Genomic DNA, 20,309 nt, shown 5'->3' with positions numbered 1-20,309 from the left:
CAGATGTAGTTTTTAGCATTTTATAAACCGAGTGCGATAAGCTGATACCCGCATAAATGGAGTTACAAAGCTAAAATGGCCTCAGCATTAGGCTAAAGGGCAGGATAGTTCATATAAAGTAACGAATTGTTGATAATTCACATTTCTTCGAGAAGGGGATTTATTAAATGAATAGAGTAGATGTTGCCTACGTGCTTCTCTTTGATGAACAAGGAAAAAATGTATTGATGGTCAAAAACAAGGGTATGAAATCTTCCTATTATACACTTCCTGGTGGAACAGTAGAACGGGGAGAAACACTTGAAGAAGCTGCTATTCGTGAGGTGAAAGAAGAAACGGGCTTAGAGGTTGAAATAAATGGTATTTTCAGTGTAAGCGAAGCGTTTTTTGTAGATAGGGAACATCATACAATTTTCTTTACCTTTAGAGGGAATGTAATTGGTGGAGAAATAAATATCTCATTTCCAGAAGAAATTGAGGAAGTTACTTGGATGGAACCACAAAGAGCAGAGGAATACATATATATACCAAGTGAGTTAAAGGGACATATAATTGGTAAATCATCAGCACCATATGTACTCAGAGGAACTATTAATCACAATTCTTAATACAGTATTTGTTGAAGTAACGGGAAACGACAGTTGAATAAACGAACAGGAAGAAGCTGCCGATCAGCACCCAGGTACGTTAGATATCCAACTGGATGAACCTTACGATTTACCTACTAACGTAATCCACATGAAAAAAGGGAATACGGCAGAACAGTTTCAGGTAGTATTCAAGAATATTCGAAATTCGGAAGGAAGGCATTTATTTTAAGAACAGACGGGAACGCATCAGATAACGGTGACCATCCTGTAAGACGACAAGAACATACATTCTTAGTGCCGCTTAGCTGCTGCTTTTTATTTTATATATATTGGATATGATTTAAAAATGTGAGTATGTCGAGGTGAAAAAATGGAGATTTGTATTTTGGATTCAATAGATGCTGAAATATATCGTGATTTCAGGTTAAAGCCTCTGAAGGAAAATCCAGAGGCAATAACGGTCAAGTACATAGTCCTACTATGCGCATCAGTAGCCGTGTCGTTCAATCCGTGACCGGCCATACCCTCCCACTTCTTTCCATATCGAGACGGTAGTCGGTATATTTACGCACGAATAAGTCGCGCCCAAGCTGCTCAGCAGCCTGCATAGGTAAACCCGGATCGTGGATCACTTCTCCTCGGCTATTGCCGACCCCGCGGACGACGCCGACGAACTCGGAGTGAGTGTATCGGGAAAATTCCTGAAGCTGATGAATGATTCCGAGCGTAGCTCCCGGGTACGTCTCCTCGGAAGATAACACAAGTCCGATGCGTTTGCCGGACATGCGCCGGATGACCTGCGCCGAATCGGGATGGGAAGCCGCATTGTAACAAAACGTGCGGTCAAAGAATGATTTCGTTTGGGCGGACAAACCGTACCAATAAACCGGGGAGCAGAACACGACTCCGTCAGCGGACAAATAGTCGTCGATAAACAATGAACGAAAGTCGTCAGCGATTGAACATTCTCCGTCAGGCTTCCGGCACATCCTGCAGTCGCGTAGAAAACTCGAAATGTAATCGTCTATAAACCTCAGTGCCACCGTAGCTCCGGCTTTCTCCGCACCCCAACGGACCGCATCAGCCAGCTCGGAAGAGTTGCCGTTCCGCCGGGGACTTCCTATAAGAACAAGCAACTTTTGATTCTCTGTCGTTGAAGTCATCTTTTTACTCCTTTCCACCTCAGGGTGTAAAGCCATTTTCCATAAGCAAATTGTAATCTAATTAATCCATACCGTATAATGATTGATAATGATATATCCATCTTTATTTTTGATGGACTTTCGGAGGAATATAGATATGGAAATGACGGACCTTAAAGTGTTCATAAGCGTGGCAGAGGAAGGCGGGATTTCCCGCGCGGCGAAAAAACTGGACTATGTCCAGTCTAACGTGACGGCCCGGATTCGGAAGCTGGAGTCGGAAATCGGAGCTGATTTATTCCATAGATATCCCAAAGGGGTCCGACTGACGGAAAAAGGTGCCCAGTTTCGCGATTATGCGCTCGCGATCTTGAGCCTTGCCGACGAAGCAATTAGAGCGGTGCAGGAGAAGTCGCATCCCAGCGGACCTCTTGTTATAGGGGTGGTGGAAACCGTGACCTGCGGCAATTTTATGAATGCGTTGTCGGATTTTCAATCCTGCTATCCTGAGGTGTCGTTGTCATTGGTAACCGGAATCTCATCTGAGCTGCTGTCAATGGTGATGGACCGCAGGATTGACGGAGCATTCGTGACGGGCGATATACCGCCATCGCAGTTGGTTTTCGAATATACGGTAAAAGATGAAATTATGCTTTTGACCGGCGGGATGGCTGGCGCGCCAGATTTATCGAGCGCGAGATGGGCGGTTTCTCCAATAGGTTGCCCTTTCCGAAGGGTGCTGGAGGAGTGGCTTGACAGTGCGGGAATTATGCGAAAGAACTTCATTGAAATTGGTTCGCTGGAAACGCTGATGAGCTGTGTCAAGTCGGGGCTTGCCTGCACACTGCTTCCGGCATCCGTCCTTAAAGGGGAGTACCGTTCGTTAGGGGCTTACCAGATACCGGAGCACCTTCGCTTTACGAGCACGAGTCTCGTTCGCCGAAACGACCGTTTCTGCAGCAAAGCGTTTGCGGCTTTTGCCGAAATGGTTCGCTTGAAAGGGTTATAGATGAACATTTGTGGAAAACCACCGGAAGACATATCATCCGAAAATAAATATTACGAGAACTCTCCTGATGGAGAGTCCTTTTTATTTAAAAGTTTATTGCCCTTGAACAGATCGAGATGATCTTCAAAATATACTTATAAATAAGGGTTTAACCCCTATTGTGGTATAGTTACATTGTTTCAGCTTATAACATTTCTAGCAGAAAACTTGAGTAATACATAACAAGATAAATTTAGGCTGAGGCGAGAGGAAATGAAGGATTTTTCGTTTAAAGACCTTGAAAGGGCAGGTGCCGAGGCAGCCAGAAAGAGTGCTAAAGAGGCGGGGACGTTTATATCCTACGGCAACGACGGAAAAGTGATCAGAGAATACCCGGATGGACGCATAAACAGAATAACCATCATTCATATGTTAAACGAACAGCCGAATATGCGTATTATGTCCTTCGTGATAAGAAAATCGAGAAATAGTAGAAGGATATCACGTTGTTGCGTACTGACAATAAAGTCGTTTTATACATAAAGTAACCAAAATAAAAAGTTAATTAAGAAGAAGCCCGGAGTAAGACGACAAGAACATACATGCATCCAGGACAATATCATCAACAAACGGAACATTGCCTCGTGCAATCATTATGGTGCCTGGTATACAGGGGTTCAAAGCTTTTGGGTAATGTCGAGGGACAAGAACTTGTCCGATTACCGTAATCGAATCATAATGTAACTTGCTCGTTCAAGCATACATCAAGAATCCACGGCCACGGACCGTAGCCCGCTTCAACGTTGATATGTCCCATTTTAGGCAACATAACGCAAGGAACCCCTAGATCAAAGTACTGTGAAGCATCTTCCACCGAGCAATAAGGATCTGTTGACGATAAAACCAACAACGTTTTTTCCGCAACCATTCCGATCTCATGCATGTTTTTCGGTACAGGAAAAAAAGTCATCACTGGTTCATATTCCAAAAATGGCGAGGGTGGGGCTATAAGAATGGCACGCTGAATTTTTCGTTTCGGAGTTGAAGCCGCGTAGTGGAACCACATGATGCACGCTAGACTATGAGCCACGACGATGACTTCTTCATCGTTTGGAATTTCTTCAAAGACAGAAGATAAATGATCGAGCCAAACATCCCTGTCAGGTTGATCTTTGTCTGGAAAGTCAGGAAATCGAACTGTTTTACCTCGTTTTACTAGCTCTTGATGTAACCAAGTTTGCCAATGATCGGGGTCACTGCCGCCGACCCCATACAATAGCAGAAAACTTCTGCTCATGATGAGAGACACCTCCAAAATGGTCGTTGTGATCATTGTACACGATTCCTATCACTTTAATCTTCTTGTTCACCGCCGAACCGCTGAGCAGATTCTTGCCGAGGGTGTCCCCACTGTATTCTACACTTGCCAGAGGAAATCCTGTGTTTTTTAGCATTCCCTCCAAAATCCACCCGAATGTTGAATATTCATCCCTGACATGTGCGTAAAAGTCGGCTTGATGAATTTTGCGGCCATTATTATGTGAGAATTTCCGAAACACGGGTTACCTTATAACCTGAATTGTCCATCTTACCTAAATCGACTCTAATTTATTTCTGGACTTTATTGTCCTTAAAGAGCCCCTTCCAAAGCAAGACTAGTGCCATTTAATTCGCAAACCTTCTTAGGAATGCCCCCAACCTGTTATACCAAATTCTTTTGTAATCGCGTGTATGTCTTTTAGAGAAGTTTCCATCTCATTGAAGAGGATGATGGATGTGTCTTTTGGCTCAAGGGATGAAAACATATACCGAGATCGTACTTAGTGCTGATCCTGTATCGCCCTTTCGATAAGCGAATATGACTGATATGGTTACTTTCCAACAGATTGAATATATTGTAGATTTGTTTGCATTTCGAGAGAGGTGCGTTTTTCGTTTAAGGTACCTTACGATCTCTTCCCCAAGAATAGTTGGATCAAAAACGTGCCATGTCGAGAAAAGACTTTGCGATCGTTTTATTAATAAGTCGTACAAACTTCGTATGGTCGTCATCCTGCGTTATTTTCACGACTATGCTCTGAAATCGCAGACATGCTGCAGGTCACCGTTGGCATAGTAATTCCAGGCATCATCTGGCAATGAAACAACTCCGAAAACGTTTCGAAAGGCCGTGAGGAGACGTGTATGTCCATTGACAAGGAAATGCGTGGAGATCCATGGATTGTTCTCCTTTCTTCGGGTTTATTACTAGTTATGTTGGGCTCATTGGAATATACCTCATCACCCAGTTGGTGGAGGAATCTAAAGTGTCTGTGCTAAGATGAGGGTAAATTATGATTCAAGCTGGGGAACAAGGCTAGAAGGGGTGTACATTGAAGAAAATACTTGTCATTGACGATGAAGTCGCAATCAGAGATTTAATTGAGCTCGTACTGAGAAGAGAAAACTACGTCGTTCAAACGGCTAAAAACGGTAAAGTAGCCCTGCAGCTGCTCGATGCTTTTGGGCCGGACCTGGTGGTGCTTGACTTGATGCTGCCTGACTGCTCCGGATATGACCTGTGCAAGGAAATCACCGGGAAACGTGCCGTTCCTGTGATCATGCTCTCTGCCAAAAATGAGGTAATCGACAAGGTGCTGGGACTAGAGCTAGGGGCGGAAGATTACATGACCAAACCCTTTGATAATCGTGAATTGCTCGCTCGGATCAAGGTGATTCTGAGAAGAAACGAGAGCAAGGAGGAATCCAGTGAAGGAACAGAAGTGAAATCTACACGCATCATTCATGAAGAGCTGACATTTGATCTGGAAAGCCGAAGGGTGCTGAAAAACGGTGTACCCGTGTCTTTAACGGCCAAAGAGTTTAAAATTCTGGAAACGTTACTCAAAAGGCCAGACAAAATCTTTACCCGGGATGAGCTGCTGCAGATCGGATGGGGATATGACTTTATGGGAGACAGTCGCAGTGTGGATATGACCATCATGCGATTACGGAAGAAGCTGGAGGATAACGCTGACGAACCGAAGTATGTCAGGACGATCTATGGATTTGGCTATCAACTTGGAGGTGGCGAGGCCTGAAGTATGCAACCCGGTTACTGCTGAATTATTTATTTTTCTCCGTGCTGTCCTTTGGCATCATCATTTTTGCGGTGAATAAAGCCATCGATTACTACAGCTTCATTACCATTGAAAAACAGATGATGGAGAAGGCGGATCTGTCCGAGTTGTCCTTTCGTGAGGTGTTGGCACAGCATAGATCATCGACAGGAGAGCCGCAGACAAAAGAAATCGTCAGACTTGCTCTGGAGAAGCTGAAAGCTTCAGGCAGGGAAGTACGTATCTATGATAGCTCCAAGCAGTTGCTGGGCTTGGCTGTGGATGGCATCATCATTAATGATGGCAAACCTCTTGTTTTTGAAAAGAATATTGAGAAAGCCCTGAGCGGCAGTTACGCCTACACCGTAACGGAAAATCATCTGCTTTATTTTGCCACTCCCATTCAGGATCAATACTACCAAAACGCTTATGTGTATGAGTTCGTGGAGGACATTTCCTACTTTTATGCGATTATGGATCAAATCCGTTATATCCTGTTTGCGGGTGCAGGCGGATTTATTGTACTGATTACGTTATCCAGTCTGTGGATTGCCCGCAACACAACCAAGCCGATTAAGCTGTTGCTTGGCGCCACACAAAGTTTCTCTAGACAGCAGTTTCGGAGAGTTCATCTAAACCGGAAGGATGAGCTGGGCATGCTGGCAGATGGGCTGGATTCCATGGGACAGCAGCTTCATGATTACATTCAGTACCAGAAACAATTTGTCTCCAACGTATCTCACGAGTTAAAAACACCATTGGCAGCCATTCGTGGTTTCTCTCAATACTTGTATGAAGGGGAGAACGAGAACGAGGAGCTGCAAAAAATTTATGCTCATCTGCTTCAGGAATCGGATCGGCTGACGCGCTTGATTAATGAACTGTTGTTGCTATCCCGATTCGACAAGGCTGGTTCTAACGAACTGGAAGCCCGGAAGACGGAAATGAACGAACTGATTCAGCAAGTCGCATTGAGTATGGGTGCCAAGGCCAAAGATAAAGGAATCGAGATTATGTTCAGGGAGGCGGAAGCGGAACCGGAGGATAAGCTTCTGACGAGAGTCCACGCCAACGTGAATCCAATGCTGATGTCCCATGCGATCGCCAACCTTGTGGACAATGCCATTAAATATTCAGGCAGTCCATCGCTAATCGAATTAAAGTTGGACCATACGCCAAGCGAGGTAGTTATAAGGATACGTGATCAAGGTATCGGTATTGCGGGCGATGAGCTGGAGAGAGTGCAGGAACGCTTTTACCGGGCGAAAAATGCAAGCACAGCGAACGGTTCAGGTCTTGGACTTTCGATTTGCAAAGAGATTGTAGAGCGGTTTAATGGATATATCGACATGGAAAGTCAAATCGGGGAAGGAACGACCGTTACGATTGTGTTACCCCGTGCGTAAAGACGCGCGTAAATAGTTACGTTACAAGATTGGTACAATTCTGTTATGAGACTAACAAATGCCTTTTTTATAATCACTTCATAAGAAGAAATCACACATTTATGGAGGGATCATGATGAAATTGATAAATAAAGCTGCAGCTGGTATCCTGCTGAGTATTTTAATAACGATGGCACTGACGGGCTGTCAGTCCAATGGTGCCAAGTCGCCAGAAGCGGCGCAGAACTCGGCTGAAAAAAACACGTCGAACGAACAGGCCGAAGGCGAAGGAGCATCAAATTCTACTGCGCCTGCTTCAGAAAATTCGGAAGGACAGAGTGCTGAAGCAATTAAGGAAGGTTCGATGGAGAAGGAAGGCAATGTGGTGCTGAAGGAGCTTGCTTTTGTCTATAATGAGCACACCATTGCGATTTCGGATACAGCGAATGAAGATCAGATGGAACAGATGCTGGGCAAACCGGATAACCTGAAATCTCATACGTACAGTGCCGGCGATGGAACAAACATGGATACGTTAATCGGTTTTACAGAAAAGGTTTATACGTATCCTGGTCTGGAGATTAAAACAATCAGTATACCGGAGGGGAAACAAGACTCCATCTTTCATATCGAAATTACAGATCCTAAGTACGCGACAGTGCGAAACGTTAAAGCAGGAGATAGCCTGGATACACTTAAAAACGCCTATCCTGAGGGGAAACTGCTTGGTGATGGAGCCCCTAATGAGGAGGATGAATACCGTTACGAGCCATCCAATTATGTGGATGTGATGTCGTTTCATATCAAGAATGCCAAGGTGGAGAGCATTCAGATCTACAGCCTTCTGGACTAATATTTATTGATCGATGTTGGTAAGCCATTCATACGATTCACCTTTAATACCTGCCCGGGAGAGGGGCAGGTATTAAAGGTGTATAGACTCGCACAACTGTAAGACGACAAGAACATATAGTTGTCGGGGGACAAGATCATAGTCTCATTGAAAGTCACTATTTTAGCAGCTTTTTTGTTTTATCGGTACAAGTTCTTGTCCAGAGCCAAGGACAAGAACTTGTACCGATTACCGAAAAGGACAAGAATATAAGCCGATTACCGATTAGATAAGCATTGAACTATTAATTAAATTTATTAAGCTAACAGGCAGGGGAGTTTATTGATTTCGCGAATACTCTACATATGAAGTTATTTACGAAGTTCGTAGATAAGATGTTAGCCGAAAGAAGTTCTTAGTTTAGGAGGAGTCTATATAATATTAGAAAAAGTTATAAATAGAATTGTAATACAAAGTGAATATAAGGATTTGGTTGATAAGTATATAGATAATATACTTTCCGAATTTAAAGGTAAGATTCATAGCATTTATATGTGTGGCTCGATTCCAAAAGGAACGGCTAAACCTTTTAAGTCAGATGCAGACTTTACTATTGTATGTGTAAATCCCAAAGATATTGATTACGAAAGATTGTCAAATATTAAAGACAGGCTTTTAGAAGAATATCCAGTAGTAACTAAGATTGATACAATAATTTGCTCGATTGACGATGTATTAAGTAAACCAAATGAGTGGGGTTTTTGGGTTAAGATCATTTGTGTTTGCATATATGGTGATGACGTTGGTGAAAAAGTACCACCGATAATTATTTCTCCAGAGTTCATTTTAGACTTAAATACAGAGACTAAGGACGAAGTAGATCGTATACATAGTTTACTTTCTAATGCTAGTGATAACACAATGAAAATTAGATTAATTAAAGGTTACTCTAAGAGATTAATTCGTGCATTATACTCTTTGGTTTTAGAAGATACAGGTGTATGGCAAGATGACATTATTAAGATGAAGAATGCCATATTAAACTATTGTGAGATTGACTCCGCTTTAGTTGATTATCTGTATGCTTGTTACTTGGATAGTAATGTACTTGTTGAAGAGTTTCTGGGAATTGCAGAAGAAGTATATAGCTATTTTGAGAACGCCTTAAATGCAATGGCTGCTTCCAGAAATTCCTTTGGCTAACATCATATTGACGCTCCTGGTCACTCTGAGAAGCGAGTGACCACATCCCCCTATGCCCGTCGGGACGTCACCGGGTCGAGGACATGAACTTGTTCCGATTACCGTAATCGAATCATAATGTAACTTGCTCGTTCAAGCATACATCAAGAATCCACGGCCACGGACCGTAGCCCGCTTCAACGTTGATATGTCCCATTTTAGGCAACATAACGCAAGGAACCCCTAGATCAAAGTACTGTGAAGCATCTTCCACCGAGCAATAAGGATCTGTTGACGATAAAACCAACAACGTTTTTTCCGCACCCATTCCGATCTCATGCATGTTTTTCGGTACAGGGAAAAAAGTCATCACTGGTTCATATTCCAAAAATGGCGAGGGTGGGGCTATAAGAATGGCTCGCTGAATTTTTCGTTTCGGAGTTGAAGCCGCGTAGTGGAACCACATGATACACGCTAGACTATGAGCCACGACGATGACTTCTTCATCGTTTGGAATTTCTTCAAAGACAGAAGATAAATGATCGAGCCAAACATCCCTGTCAGGTTGATCTTTGTCTGGAAAGTCAGGAAATCGGACTGTTTTACCTCGTTTTACTAGCTCTTGATGTAACCAAGTTTGCCAATGATCGGGGTCACTGCCGCCGACCCCATACAATAGCAGAAAACTTCTGCTCATGATGAGAGACACCTCCAATATGGTCGTTGTGATCATTGCACACGATTCCTATCACTTTAATCTTCTTGTTCAAAGTGGCTTGTATGAGTTCCCACCCAACGTATGATTCAATAACCATGCTCACACATTTGGAGGTAGCCAAACGGCATGCCCCCCTCCAGCATGACCTGGATCGACTGGACAGCATTCCGGGGATTGCCCGGCGAACCGCTGAGCAGATTCTTGCCGAGGGTGTCCCCACTGTATTCTACACTTGCCAGATGAAATCCTATGTTTTTTAGCATTCCCTCCAAAATCCACCCGAATGTTGAATATTCATCCCTGACATGTGCGCAAAAATCGGCTTGATGAAAAGAAGAACCGCTTCGGGTCATCATCTCGATCCAAGAAGCCAGCCGATCACTTTGACCGGCTGGCATTATTCAACTAACGGGCAGGTTAACTCAATAAGTAAATTGAAATGTTATTTGAAATATTTTCTAGGGTATGTCGATTTTTTTATATACCGTTCGTCAATTAAATAGAGGCAAGAATGAATGCCTCAAACTCACACGATAAAGGAGAAATGAAATGAAATTTCTGTGCTTGGGTTACTTGGAGTCAGATAAAATGGATGCCCGTCCAAAGGATGAGATTGATGCTATAATGAATGAATGTCCGCCCCACCTAGAAAATTTCTACAAGAGCGGCCAAGTGATTATCGATGCTGGTCTCGCATCCGAAACGAAATGCTTGCGGCGGGCGAATGGGAAAGTGAAGGTTATGGACGGTCCTTTTATCGAAACGAAGGAGATGATCGGTAGTGCTTTTCTCATAGAAGCACGGGACATGGAGGAAGCGATCCGGATTGCTTCCTTACATCCAACTGTACAAGTGGCATCGGGCGAGCAGTTTGGATGGGGGATTGAGATCCGGCCGATCAATTACTTTGAATCGAGAGACTAGAATCAACTGTTTTACGGAAAAGATCGTTCAATATATGAAAGTAAGGGCCATTCCGCAAGGAGTGGCCTTAAAAAGTTGCCGTTACAGTCAGTGAGGAGATTTCTTCCATAAATGACAGATGCGGACATTACGCTAACGGGAACGATAGTTGAATATACGAACAGAAAGAAGCTGCCGAACAGCACCGGCAGCTTCATTACGCTAACGGGCAGGATAACGCAAAAGCAGGTTATATAGGACATCATGAGGAATATAAACGTACATACCGTAAATTTTGGAGTTGGTCAAATGGAGACGATGTTATCAGAAGAAATGATCCGAGATGACTTAATAAAAACATTTCAACGCCTTTTCGATTTGAATGTGCTTGAATCTACTGTAATAAGACGAGGTTGGTTAAACTTAAAATGGAAAGTTACAACTGATTCAGGTCAATTTCTACTTAAACAATACAACAAAAAAAGATATAAGTTGTATAATCCAGAGGAGCTATTGCTTGCATTCTCTCAACAGGTTAGATTATTTGACAAAGGTCTTGCGTGTCCCAATTTGTTATCACACAATAAAAGTATATTACTTGAATCTGATAACGGAGAACTCTTCACGGTGATGGAATATTGCCAGGGCAAACTAATTCCACCAGGTAAAGCTAATGTACATCAAATATACGATTTAGGTCGAGAAACAGGAAAAATGCATCGATTATTAAACGATGGGACACTTAGTATTAAAAATAATCCACAATTTATCCCTCCAAGGCGTGAGGAACGCTTAGCACATTGGAACTCAGTTTGGGAACAGACAAAGGAAGCTGGTAAAACTGAGTTGCTTTCTGATATAGAAACTCAACGAAGGGCAACTGAAGATATAGATATAGAAATACTCGAATTACTTCAATCAGGGTGGGCTCATCGTGACCTTTGGGTCGATAATCTTTTATTTAATGATAGTCGACTAACTGCAATCCTTGATTTTGATCGGCTAAAATATGACTATCCGCAGCTAGATGTTGCTCGTGCTGTTATATCATGTGCGTTAGATGATAATTTAGATGTCTCCCTTGCCTCAGCATTTATGGAAGGGTACAGCGAAGAACACACCGTAGTAAAGGGTTACTTAACAAACTCATTAAAGTTGTTGTGGTATATGGAAAGCACCTGGTGGATAAATGCTAACATGGATGAACATAGTATACCTCCCACTCGCTTCGCAAAGGAAATGATTTGGCTTGCTGAAAATCAAAAGAATATGTCCGATTTGTTAGGGAATATTTAGATAATACCAAACAATTATATGAAATAATGTAAATGATTAATCATTTTCTGTTAAGCTAACGGAATACAATAGTTCAAAACAACTCAAAGCAGCCGGCAAGTAATTGGCTGCTGTTTTTGTTAAGCTAACGGGCAGGTTAACACAAAGCAGAAGTAACTTAACGGCCGTTCTGTATGGATAGTTGGAAAAGGTTTAGAATTGTGTATAGGCAAGTAGAAAGAGGGAAGAAGTCACTCATAACAAGGGAGGCAGGATAACGTGGCGAACATGGACAAGGACAAAAGGGATTTGGCGAAAGCAAAAACAGTATATGAAACAGGCGAGATCATAACGACGAAAGTGTACAAGGTTAGCCCGAAGCAGAAAGAGGGACTTGATCGTCTGTCAGTTGAGAGGCTCGAAAGATTACGGGAGGAAGCATTACCTAAGATCCACGAGAGGTATGAGCAAATGATCAGATCCCGGCAGCAACATCCAAAGAATGACGACGTTGCCCTGGGGAACCGATAGTTGAATAAACGACCAAGACTAAGCTGCCGGCGCTGATCGGCAGCTTCATTACGGTAACGGGCAGGATAGTTCAAATAAAGGCTAGAATAATTTATGTGTGCACATTATAAAAAAACAAAATTGAGTTGTATCACACATGCATTCCTTCGTACGGAACGGCGACATCCTTGGAGATCTATTTTTGTCTGAACAAGATAAAGCCAACGGTGTAGGTATAGTTTGGTGTCCTGGTTTGCCAAATACACCTACTTACGGAGTGATATATCATTTCCGCTTTCTAATGCTGGTTTTACTGTTCTACAAGCTAGGTATCCTGTGAGCTGGCAAAGCTATGGGAAATTTGATCCATCAACATCCATAGAAGGTGTTATAAAGGGTGTAGAGTTCTTTCAAAGGCCATGGCCGTATATTTAGCAACTGAGAAAACAGTTTTATGTTCAATTAATCGGGTTGTATTATGAGATCGATCTCAAATTGATTAGGAAGCCAAGTTCCCCGACCGGGTGGCGCAGCGAGGCGCCGCTTCCTTCAAAAAAACAGCCAGCTGCGCGCCGGCTGTTTTTTTTTGCCGAATAGTCCGCCGCAGAGGGCTTTTCGGGCCCCCGCAAGAATGGTCAACGCCAGGAAACGGGCGGACAAGAATGGGCATTTGCCAGAAATGGGCAGGGCATGTACCCTTGCCTTAAGACGCATGAAAGCGTTGACAATCACCTTTACCGATTCGAAGGAGGAATCCATGATGGACGTGCCTGCGGATAAGGTTACCGCGGCCGCCGAGGGCAAAGCCGTCGGCTCCCCGCCCAGCCTCGTCTGGGGGGGCCTGAAGAGAGACAAGTATTTGTATTTGCTGGCACTTCCGGGACTGATTTATTTCATCGTTTTCCGGTACGTGCCGATGTGGGGGGTGATCATTTCATTCCAGGAGTATTCGCCCTATCAAGGAGTCCTAAACAGCCCGTGGGTCGGATTCGATCATTTCGCACGGTTTTTCTCGAATCCGGATTTCCTTCTGCTGTTCCGTAATACGATGGCGATCAATCTGCTAAGCCTGATCTTTTTCTTCCCGCTGCCGATTCTGCTCGCCGTGCTACTAAACGAAATTCGCGTTTCGTCTTACAAAAAAGTCGTGCAATCGATCATTTATTTACCTCATTTCCTGTCCTGGGTCATCATTGTCGGCATCACGTTTCTGCTTCTGTCCACCGGCGACGGCGTCGTGAACAAGCTGCTCGTCGCCTTCGGCTTTGATAAGGTCGATTTTCTAACGAGCAAGAACTATTTCTGGGGACTGCTGACGCTCCAGTCCATCTGGAAGGACGCAGGATGGGGCACGATCATTTTCCTTGCCGCCATCGCGGGAGTCGATCCGCAGTTGTACGAAGCAGCCAAGATGGACGGAGCGAGCCGACTTAGGCAAATCTGGCACGTGACGCTGCCGGCCATCCGTCCCGTCATCGTCATTCTGCTTATTCTGCGGATCGGTCATATGATGGACGTCGGCTTCGAGCAGGTATTTCTGATGATGAACGGCGCCGTCTCCGATGTCGCGGACGTCTTTGATACCTACGTATACCGTCTCGGTGTCCGGCAGGGCCAGTTCAGCTTCAGCACCGCCGTCGGCTTGTTCAAGTCTGTCGTCGGCCTGCTCCTCGTCATCGGCGCCAACCGATTGGCCAAGAAGTTCGGCGAGGAAGGCGTCTACTAACCCATTTCACCCGCTGGAGGCGAACGTTCCAATGAGAGAAAGCTTGGGAGATCGCGCGTTCGGTGTCATCAACGTCATCGCGCTCGGCTTAATCAGCCTGATCACTTTCTTCCCGTTCTATTATGTATTCGTCGTGTCATTCACCGATCCGTCGGAATTTATCCGGAGAGGGCTGGTGCTGTTCCCGCAGCATTGGAGCCTCGTATCCTACAAATATTTGCTCTCCACCGATGCTTTCATAAGAGCTATCGGGAACAGCGCGTTCTTGGCGATCGTCGGCACCGCGCTGAGCCTCATCGTTACTTCAGGACTATCCTACGCGATATCCCGCAGAAGGCTGCAGGGAAGGCGGTTCATCATGCTGGCCATCCTGCTGACAACACTATTCAATCCGGGCATCATTCCACCGTATCTGCTTGTGCGGGACCTGCATCTGATCAACAGCATCTGGTCGCTTATCTTGCCGGTGCTGACAAGCGGCTGGTACGTGCTGCTGATGAAGGGCTTCTTCGACAGCATCCCGTCCAGCCTGGAGGAAGCAGCGCGGATTGACGGCTGCAACGATCTCAGCGTCTGGTACCGGGTCATCCTGCCACTGTCGCTTCCCTCCATGGCGGCGTTCGGACTGTTCTACGCCGTCGCGTACTGGAACACCTTCTTCACGGCGCTACTGTATATTAATGATTTCGCGAAGCATCCGCTGCAGGTGCTGCTGCAGAACATGCTGATCGACGCATCCACCGCGGCGGGAGGCTCGGCCGCGGCTGAGATGATGTCGGAGCAGCGTATTCCGCCAGAGACGCTCAAGATGGCCGCCGTCGTCATCGCCACGGTACCTATTCTACTCGTCTATCCTTTCTTGCAGAAGCATTTCGCGAAAGGAGCTTTGGTCGGTTCCGTCAAGGAATAGACGAAGGCCAGACTATTAGAAGCTAAATAAAAAGGGGAGGTTCGCGTATGCGAAAAAGAAGGTTCAAGCTTGACAAAACGAAGATTGCCGTTTCCGTGCTGCTCATCGCCGCCCTGCTGGTCGGCTGCAGCGGCGGAGGAGGCGGGGGAGGAGCTTCCGGCGACGGTCCGCTGAACGTCAGCATCATGACGATGTATTACACGCCGGAGCCGCCCGGCAAGGATAACGTCGTCGTCAAGGAAATCGAGAAGCGGACCAACACCAAGCTGAACATTACATGGGTCTCGCCGAACAACTATGCCGACAAGGTGAACGTTACGCTCGCCTCGGGGGACATTCCCGATCTGATGCTGCTGGATAACGCCTTCACCGCCCAGGTTCGGACGATGGTGGCGCAGGGGGCGTTGTGGGATCTCACCCCATATATTAAGGACTACCCAAATTTGATGAAATTTCCGAAGGAAACCTGGACCAACACAAAGCAGGCTGACGGCAAAAACTACGGAATTCCCCGGGTCCGTCCGGTCGAAGGCGGCGGCTTCGTTTACCTACGCAAGGACTGGATGGACAAGCTGAATCTCGAGGTTCCAAAAACAATCGACGAATTTTACGACGTCCTTAAAGCATTCGTTGAAAAGGATCCGGACGGCAACGGCAAGGACGACACGATCGGGTACGCCAGCTTCGTCGACCAATCCGGCATGGCCTCCCTCGGCCAGCTGCAGAACGTCTTCACAAAGACGAACGGCGATTGGTCGCTGGTAGACGGCAAGCTTGTGAACGTCAATCTGCTACCTGGTGTCCGAGACGCTCTCGTCTGGATGAACAAGGCGTACCGGGAGAAGCTCCTTCCCGAAGATCTTGCGACGCTAAAAAACTCGCAGGCGAAGGATTTGCTCAAGGCGGGCCGGGCGGGAGGCTTCCAGGATACGGTCGAAGCTGCCTGGGAACCGACGGAGGAGCTGCGGAAGACCGATCCGAAGGCGGACTTCCTTCCGCTTGTCTCTCTGAACGGCTACGTCAACCGTGATTCCGGCTTCTTCGGAATGTACGCGATTCCGAAGACCGTGCCCGAAGCGAAGATGAAGAAGCTGCTTGAGCTGATGGACTACGGCGCTTCTGACGAGGGCAGTGATTTGGCAAGCTTCGGCATCAAGGACATACATTACAAGGAAGAAAACAGCGTGAAGGTGCCGACCGAGCAGGCTAAGACCGATATCGTCGCACAGCAGGCGCTCGGCCAAATTTTCATCAAATACGACAAGTATTTGCGCGCTTACCGTTCGGGTATGCCAAGCGACATACTGGAGCGGAACAAGCAAATTATTGACGAGCGGGCCAAGCTGAGCGTGCCGGAGGTTGCGGTCGGTCTCAATTCCGATACGAATACCAAGGTCGGCACCGAGCTGGGCAAGAAAATTCAGGACATGAAGACGAAGGTCATTTTGGGGAAAGCGCCGATCGAAGAGTGGGACAGATTCGTTGGAGAACTTAAGAACGATCCCGACCTGCTTAAAATCACCGAGGAAATCAATGCGTCCTATCAACAGCGGATATCCAGCTCCGAGTAAAGGTTTGGAAAGCACCACCCTCTTTTTTCTAATTTGGAAAAAGAGGGTTTTTCCCGTTCATCTCGCGAGAACCGGTTATTATCGGGAGTAGGCCGGTTAAGGCGTTTCAGTCGGCAAGGGAAGGTTATCGGACCACGGTCCGGGCAGCTATTGAAAAAAAGAAAGGCAGGGAGCGTCATGAACCATTTCGTCCAAAGGGACTGGCCGGATCGGCCGCCGGCGATCAAAGGCCGTTTCTACCGAAAAAGCCTATTGATCGTGCTGAGCATCACATGCCTACCGACGGCAATTATTGGAATAACACTCTATCTACTCGGCAGCTCGCATATTGGCAAGGAGGTGACGAGCTCGAACGAGGCGCTACTCCTGAACGCGGTAAAGCGCATTAACGGCGATTTGAACCAGCTCGAACTGACGGCGACGCAGTGGGCGTTCGACCCGCGGTTCGACGGAAGTCTCAGGAACGTCGATCTGAAGGACCAATATACCGTTACTCAAAACCTGTACCGCACCTTGACGGTTATGAAGGGCTTCTATCCGCTGGTCGATCAGGTACATCTGTTCGTCGACGGCAAGTCGCCCGTCGTTGTCTCCGACTTCGACGGGATCGAAGCCGTCTCCAGCCCAGGCGATCTCGCCGGCTACCGGGCGGTCATGTCCAGCAAGCAAGGCGCGTTCTGGCTGAACGGCTTCCCACGGGTCAACCGGTCGGACGATCATACGGTGGCGCTCGTACATAAGGTTCCGGGCATCGGTCAGCCTTACGGTACCCTGATTTTCTATCTGGACCGGGATAAGCTCGTAAGCCTGGTGCATGAGCTGTCGCTCGGCAAGGCCGGCAGCTCCTTCATTATCGACGAGAAGGGCCGCTTCGTCGTGACCGAAAAAGGGGCGGGCCGTCCCGAAGGAACGCCGTTCGAGACTGTGCTGGCTGCCGAGATCAAGCGGCGTGAAACGGGTTCCGGCACGTTCCTGTACAACTTTCAGGGCGAAACATATACCGTCACGTTCGGCGATTTTACCCGGCTGGGTCTGCACTGGACCTACGTCACTGCCGCTTCGCTTTCCTCAATGACGTCTCCGGTCAAAATGATGTCTAGGATGATTGTCGGTGTCAGTCTGTTCGGCTTTGTCGTTGCGCTTCTTTTGTCCTGGCTTGCCTCCAAGCGGATCTATCATCCAATCCACCGGCTCGTCGGCTTGTTCCATGACGAGAAGCGCGCGCCCGATCCGCCCAGCGACGAGATCGGCTTTCTCGAGAAGCAGTGGCGCCACCTGAACCGGGAAAGCCACGAGCTGCGGGAGAAGCTGGAGCAGGCGCAGCCCTGGATGCGGTCAAGCTTTTTGCTTCATCTCATACAGGGACATTATTATTCCTTCACGGAAGAGGAACTGCGAGAGAGGATGAACGCCTACGGCTGGAGCATGGACGGCAAGCGGTTTCTGCTCGTGCTCCTCCAGGTTACTGGGCTCAGCCGGTTGCAGGGGCGCTTCACGGACGGCGATGCTCAGCTCGTCTCCTTCGCGGCAGCGAATATTGCGCAGGAGTTGACCGCCGCTCGCGGCGAACAGGCGGATATCGTCAATTTCCAGGATCTATCCGTAGGCATCCTTTTGTCCTTCGAGCGGGAGGAGCCGGAGGAGGCGGCAAGCGGCAGCGCCTTCCAACTGGCGGCTTCCCTCGCGGAGACGATCTGCGCCGTGCTGAAGGTGCAAAGCACAATCCTGATAGGTCGGCCTCTGCCGAGAATTGCGGATTTGCCGGAATCATTGCGGCACCTTCGGCAAGCCGCCCGCTACCGCGATGTTCAGGAGGAGACGCAGATTCTTTCCCTGGAGGACCTTCTTCCCAGCATGGGAAGGGAGGCGGTGCCGTATCCGTTTGGCGCTGAGAAGGAGGTGAAGCAGGCAATCCGGATGGGGCTTCCCGAGGAGGCGGCCGCCGCCGTACAGTCTTTCGTGGAAATTCTTGTGCAGGAGGGAGGCAAGGAAATGTTCGTCCAGGACGGCGCGCTCCAGCTGCTCGGCAGCATCCAGCACGCGATTCTGGAAGCCGGCTACCAGCCGCGTGGGCTGTACGGGGACGATGATCTGTACGCCGAGCTTCGCGGAATGCGGGATCCCGAGAGGATGACCGAATGGTTTCGTGTCCGCGTAATCAAACCATACGGGAAAGCGCTGGCCTGCGACAAGGCTTTGCATCAGCGACGGCTCGTCGAGCGGGCGATGGAGTACGTCAAAGGGAATTACGACTCTGACGTCTCGCTGGAGCGCTGCGCCGAGGATTTGGGGACAAGCCCGTTCACGCTGAGCAAGGCGTTCAAACATATCGCCGACATCAATTTCATCGATTACTTGATCCAGCTGCGGATCGAGAAGGCGAAGGAGCTGCTGGACGACACCGACATGAAGGTCGGCGAGATCGCCTTGCAGATCGGCTATCAACCCTCTTATTTGAACCGGCTGTTCAAGAAGCTGGTGGGCGTTACGCCGGGACAATACCGTGAGAGGAAGGCTAACCCCGAGTGAACGCCCGGGATAGATAACGGCGATCCCCCCGCGGATCCGCCCTTTTCCGAACAGTACGAGCTCAGAGAGTTCGAATGCGTAGAGCTTGAGAAGTTCGGCTCTGCTGGAGAAGGGATCACAACAACCGATGGAAAGAGGTTGGAGGTTCGGATTGGGAAGGGTAAGATGAAGGTATTGTTGAATTGAACCGACATCCGATGTAGGCTGGTTATTAAAGTTGAAATCACTGAAATGACCATTTCATCAGCAATGTTCTGAAGAGCCCGCCTGAGAGATCTCAACGGGCTCTTCTTAGGTAAGGTCACACCACATTAAGGAATAGATTAAAAGAAGACGAAGAAATGTCGAAGATAATTGTAAGTACGTTTCTTCAGGGAAGTTATCGAAGATCTACCGCTTGAACGTTAAGGATACTGGATGCTATCGAGACGGGTTCCGATTCAAAGCTGATCAAGATCCTGTCGAAGGACAAGAACATAGTCCCATTGAAAATCGCTATTTTAGCGGCTTTTTTGTTTTATCGGTACAAGTTCTTGTCCCGAGCCCAGGACAAGAACTTGTACCGATTGCCGTAATGAACAAGAACATGAGCCGATTACCGATAAGCTCATTAAGCTAACAGGCAGCATTCCTATAACGCAGAAATATCAGGTATGAGAAAGAAAAAGACTCCTTGGTAAAATTGTTTTGGGATCCCGGTAGCTGGCCAGCGAACGGATACCAAAACAAAACCAAGGAGAATACAACATGAATTCTACTCAAAACGAGCGAGTAACTCAAATCACATCAACGACTCTCATAGTCGGGGTGGAAATCGCTAAGTCTAAGCACGTGGCTCGGGCCCAGGACTTCCGGGGAGTCGAAGTTGGAAAGCCGGTAACTTTCGGGTAATTCCAGTAAATTGCGTGTATAATACAGCTTATACATATATTGTTAACTTAAAGCTAATA

The 20,309-nt window shown here is 47.1% G+C and carries 18 protein-coding genes and 1 pseudogene; 15 read left to right on the top strand and 4 right to left on the bottom strand.

Annotation, left to right across the window (positions count from 1 at the left end; genetic code table 11):
- Nucleotides 1–167 precede the first annotated feature (167 nt).
- Nucleotides 168–608 (top strand): NUDIX hydrolase, encoded by a 441-nt coding sequence (locus tag ABIE48_RS15330; protein ID WP_192714025.1) that lies wholly within the window; start codon nt 168–170, stop codon nt 606–608.
- 485 nt (nt 609–1,093) lie between these two features.
- On the opposite strand, the gene ABIE48_RS15325 is transcribed toward ABIE48_RS15330, so the two are convergent.
- A complete protein-coding gene (locus ABIE48_RS15325; RefSeq protein ID WP_192714026.1) occupies nt 1,094–1,753 on the bottom strand; it encodes a flavodoxin family protein in 660 nt (219 codons plus the stop codon).
- A gap of 136 nt (nt 1,754–1,889) precedes the next feature.
- Here ABIE48_RS15325 and ABIE48_RS15320 point away from each other — a divergent pair, with 136 nt between their 5' ends.
- The gene (locus ABIE48_RS15320; protein WP_192714027.1) at nt 1,890–2,741 is read left to right on the top strand and encodes a LysR family transcriptional regulator; all 852 of its coding nucleotides are present in this window, start codon (nt 1,890–1,892) and stop codon (nt 2,739–2,741) included.
- A 712-nt stretch (nt 2,742–3,453) separates the two neighbouring features.
- Here the strand turns inward: ABIE48_RS15320 and ABIE48_RS15315 are convergent.
- Nucleotides 3,454–4,017, bottom strand: a complete 564-nt coding sequence (locus ABIE48_RS15315; protein ID WP_186325812.1) for an RBBP9/YdeN family alpha/beta hydrolase — start codon at nt 4,015–4,017, stop codon at nt 3,454–3,456.
- 1,075 nt (nt 4,018–5,092) lie between these two features.
- Here ABIE48_RS15315 and ABIE48_RS15310 point away from each other — a divergent pair.
- The 4 genes from ABIE48_RS15310 to ABIE48_RS15295 all read left to right on the top strand — a co-directional run bounded on the left by ABIE48_RS15310 (nt 5,093) and on the right by ABIE48_RS15295 (nt 9,238).
- Nucleotides 5,093–5,800, top strand: a complete 708-nt coding sequence (locus ABIE48_RS15310; RefSeq protein WP_192714028.1) for a response regulator transcription factor — start codon at nt 5,093–5,095, stop codon at nt 5,798–5,800.
- A gap of 71 nt (nt 5,801–5,871) precedes the next feature.
- Complete coding sequence (locus tag ABIE48_RS15305; protein WP_354519206.1) at nt 5,872–7,224, top strand: sensor histidine kinase; 1,353 nt, start codon at nt 5,872–5,874, stop codon at nt 7,222–7,224.
- 112 nt (nt 7,225–7,336) lie between these two features.
- Entirely contained in the window at nt 7,337–8,056 is a 720-nt protein-coding gene (locus tag ABIE48_RS15300) for a hypothetical protein (protein ID WP_354519204.1), read from the top strand.
- A gap of 414 nt (nt 8,057–8,470) precedes the next feature.
- The gene (locus ABIE48_RS15295; RefSeq protein ID WP_192715265.1) at nt 8,471–9,238 is read left to right on the top strand and encodes a nucleotidyltransferase domain-containing protein; all 768 of its coding nucleotides are present in this window, start codon (nt 8,471–8,473) and stop codon (nt 9,236–9,238) included.
- A gap of 112 nt (nt 9,239–9,350) precedes the next feature.
- Here the strand turns inward: ABIE48_RS15295 and ABIE48_RS15290 are convergent, their stop codons facing one another.
- Together ABIE48_RS15290 and ABIE48_RS15285 are read right to left on the bottom strand one after the other, a co-directional pair.
- Entirely contained in the window at nt 9,351–9,914 is a 564-nt protein-coding gene (locus ABIE48_RS15290; protein ID WP_192714031.1) for an RBBP9/YdeN family alpha/beta hydrolase, read from the bottom strand.
- A 107-nt stretch (nt 9,915–10,021) separates the two neighbouring features.
- Entirely contained in the window at nt 10,022–10,198 is a 177-nt protein-coding gene (locus tag ABIE48_RS15285) for a hypothetical protein (protein WP_192714032.1), read from the bottom strand.
- A gap of 286 nt (nt 10,199–10,484) precedes the next feature.
- Between ABIE48_RS15285 and ABIE48_RS15280 the strand changes: the two genes are divergently transcribed.
- The 9 genes and pseudogenes from ABIE48_RS15280 to ABIE48_RS15240 form a co-directional block, all read left to right on the top strand.
- Entirely contained in the window at nt 10,485–10,859 is a 375-nt protein-coding gene (locus ABIE48_RS15280) for a YciI family protein (protein ID WP_100537127.1), read from the top strand.
- Nucleotides 10,860–10,970: 111 nt separating this feature from the next.
- On the top strand, nt 10,971–11,096 hold the full coding sequence (locus ABIE48_RS15275; RefSeq protein ID WP_354519201.1) for a hypothetical protein: 126 nt from the start codon (nt 10,971–10,973) through the stop codon (nt 11,094–11,096).
- Between the two features lie 51 nt (nt 11,097–11,147).
- Nucleotides 11,148–12,134 (top strand): phosphotransferase, encoded by a 987-nt coding sequence (locus ABIE48_RS15270; RefSeq protein WP_192714033.1) that lies wholly within the window; start codon nt 11,148–11,150, stop codon nt 12,132–12,134.
- A 258-nt stretch (nt 12,135–12,392) separates the two neighbouring features.
- The gene (locus ABIE48_RS15265) at nt 12,393–12,644 is read left to right on the top strand and encodes a hypothetical protein (protein ID WP_192714034.1); all 252 of its coding nucleotides are present in this window, start codon (nt 12,393–12,395) and stop codon (nt 12,642–12,644) included.
- 736 nt (nt 12,645–13,380) lie between these two features.
- Nucleotides 13,381–14,349, top strand: coding sequence for an ABC transporter permease (locus ABIE48_RS15260; RefSeq protein ID WP_483312655.1), 969 nt, complete (start codon nt 13,381–13,383; stop codon nt 14,347–14,349).
- 31 nt (nt 14,350–14,380) lie between these two features.
- Nucleotides 14,381–15,259, top strand: a complete 879-nt coding sequence (locus tag ABIE48_RS15255; protein WP_192714035.1) for a carbohydrate ABC transporter permease — start codon at nt 14,381–14,383, stop codon at nt 15,257–15,259.
- Nucleotides 15,260–15,306: 47 nt separating this feature from the next.
- On the top strand, nt 15,307–16,830 hold the full coding sequence (locus ABIE48_RS15250) for an extracellular solute-binding protein (RefSeq protein WP_192714036.1): 1,524 nt from the start codon (nt 15,307–15,309) through the stop codon (nt 16,828–16,830).
- A gap of 177 nt (nt 16,831–17,007) precedes the next feature.
- A complete protein-coding gene (locus tag ABIE48_RS15245; RefSeq protein WP_354519198.1) occupies nt 17,008–19,359 on the top strand; it encodes a helix-turn-helix domain-containing protein in 2,352 nt (783 codons plus the stop codon).
- Between the two features lie 747 nt (nt 19,360–20,106).
- Nucleotides 20,107–20,244 (top strand): annotated as a pseudogene (locus ABIE48_RS15240) (IS110 family transposase); the annotation flags it as partial.
- Nucleotides 20,245–20,309: the final 65 nt, after the last annotated feature.

Source organism: Paenibacillus sp. OAE614 (assembly GCF_040546645.1).
GTDB lineage: Bacteria > Bacillota > Bacilli > Paenibacillales > Paenibacillaceae > Paenibacillus_AQ > Paenibacillus_AQ favisporus.
The sequence above is the reverse complement of the archived record's forward strand: the minus strand, read 5'-3'. Positions and strand labels throughout refer to the sequence as shown.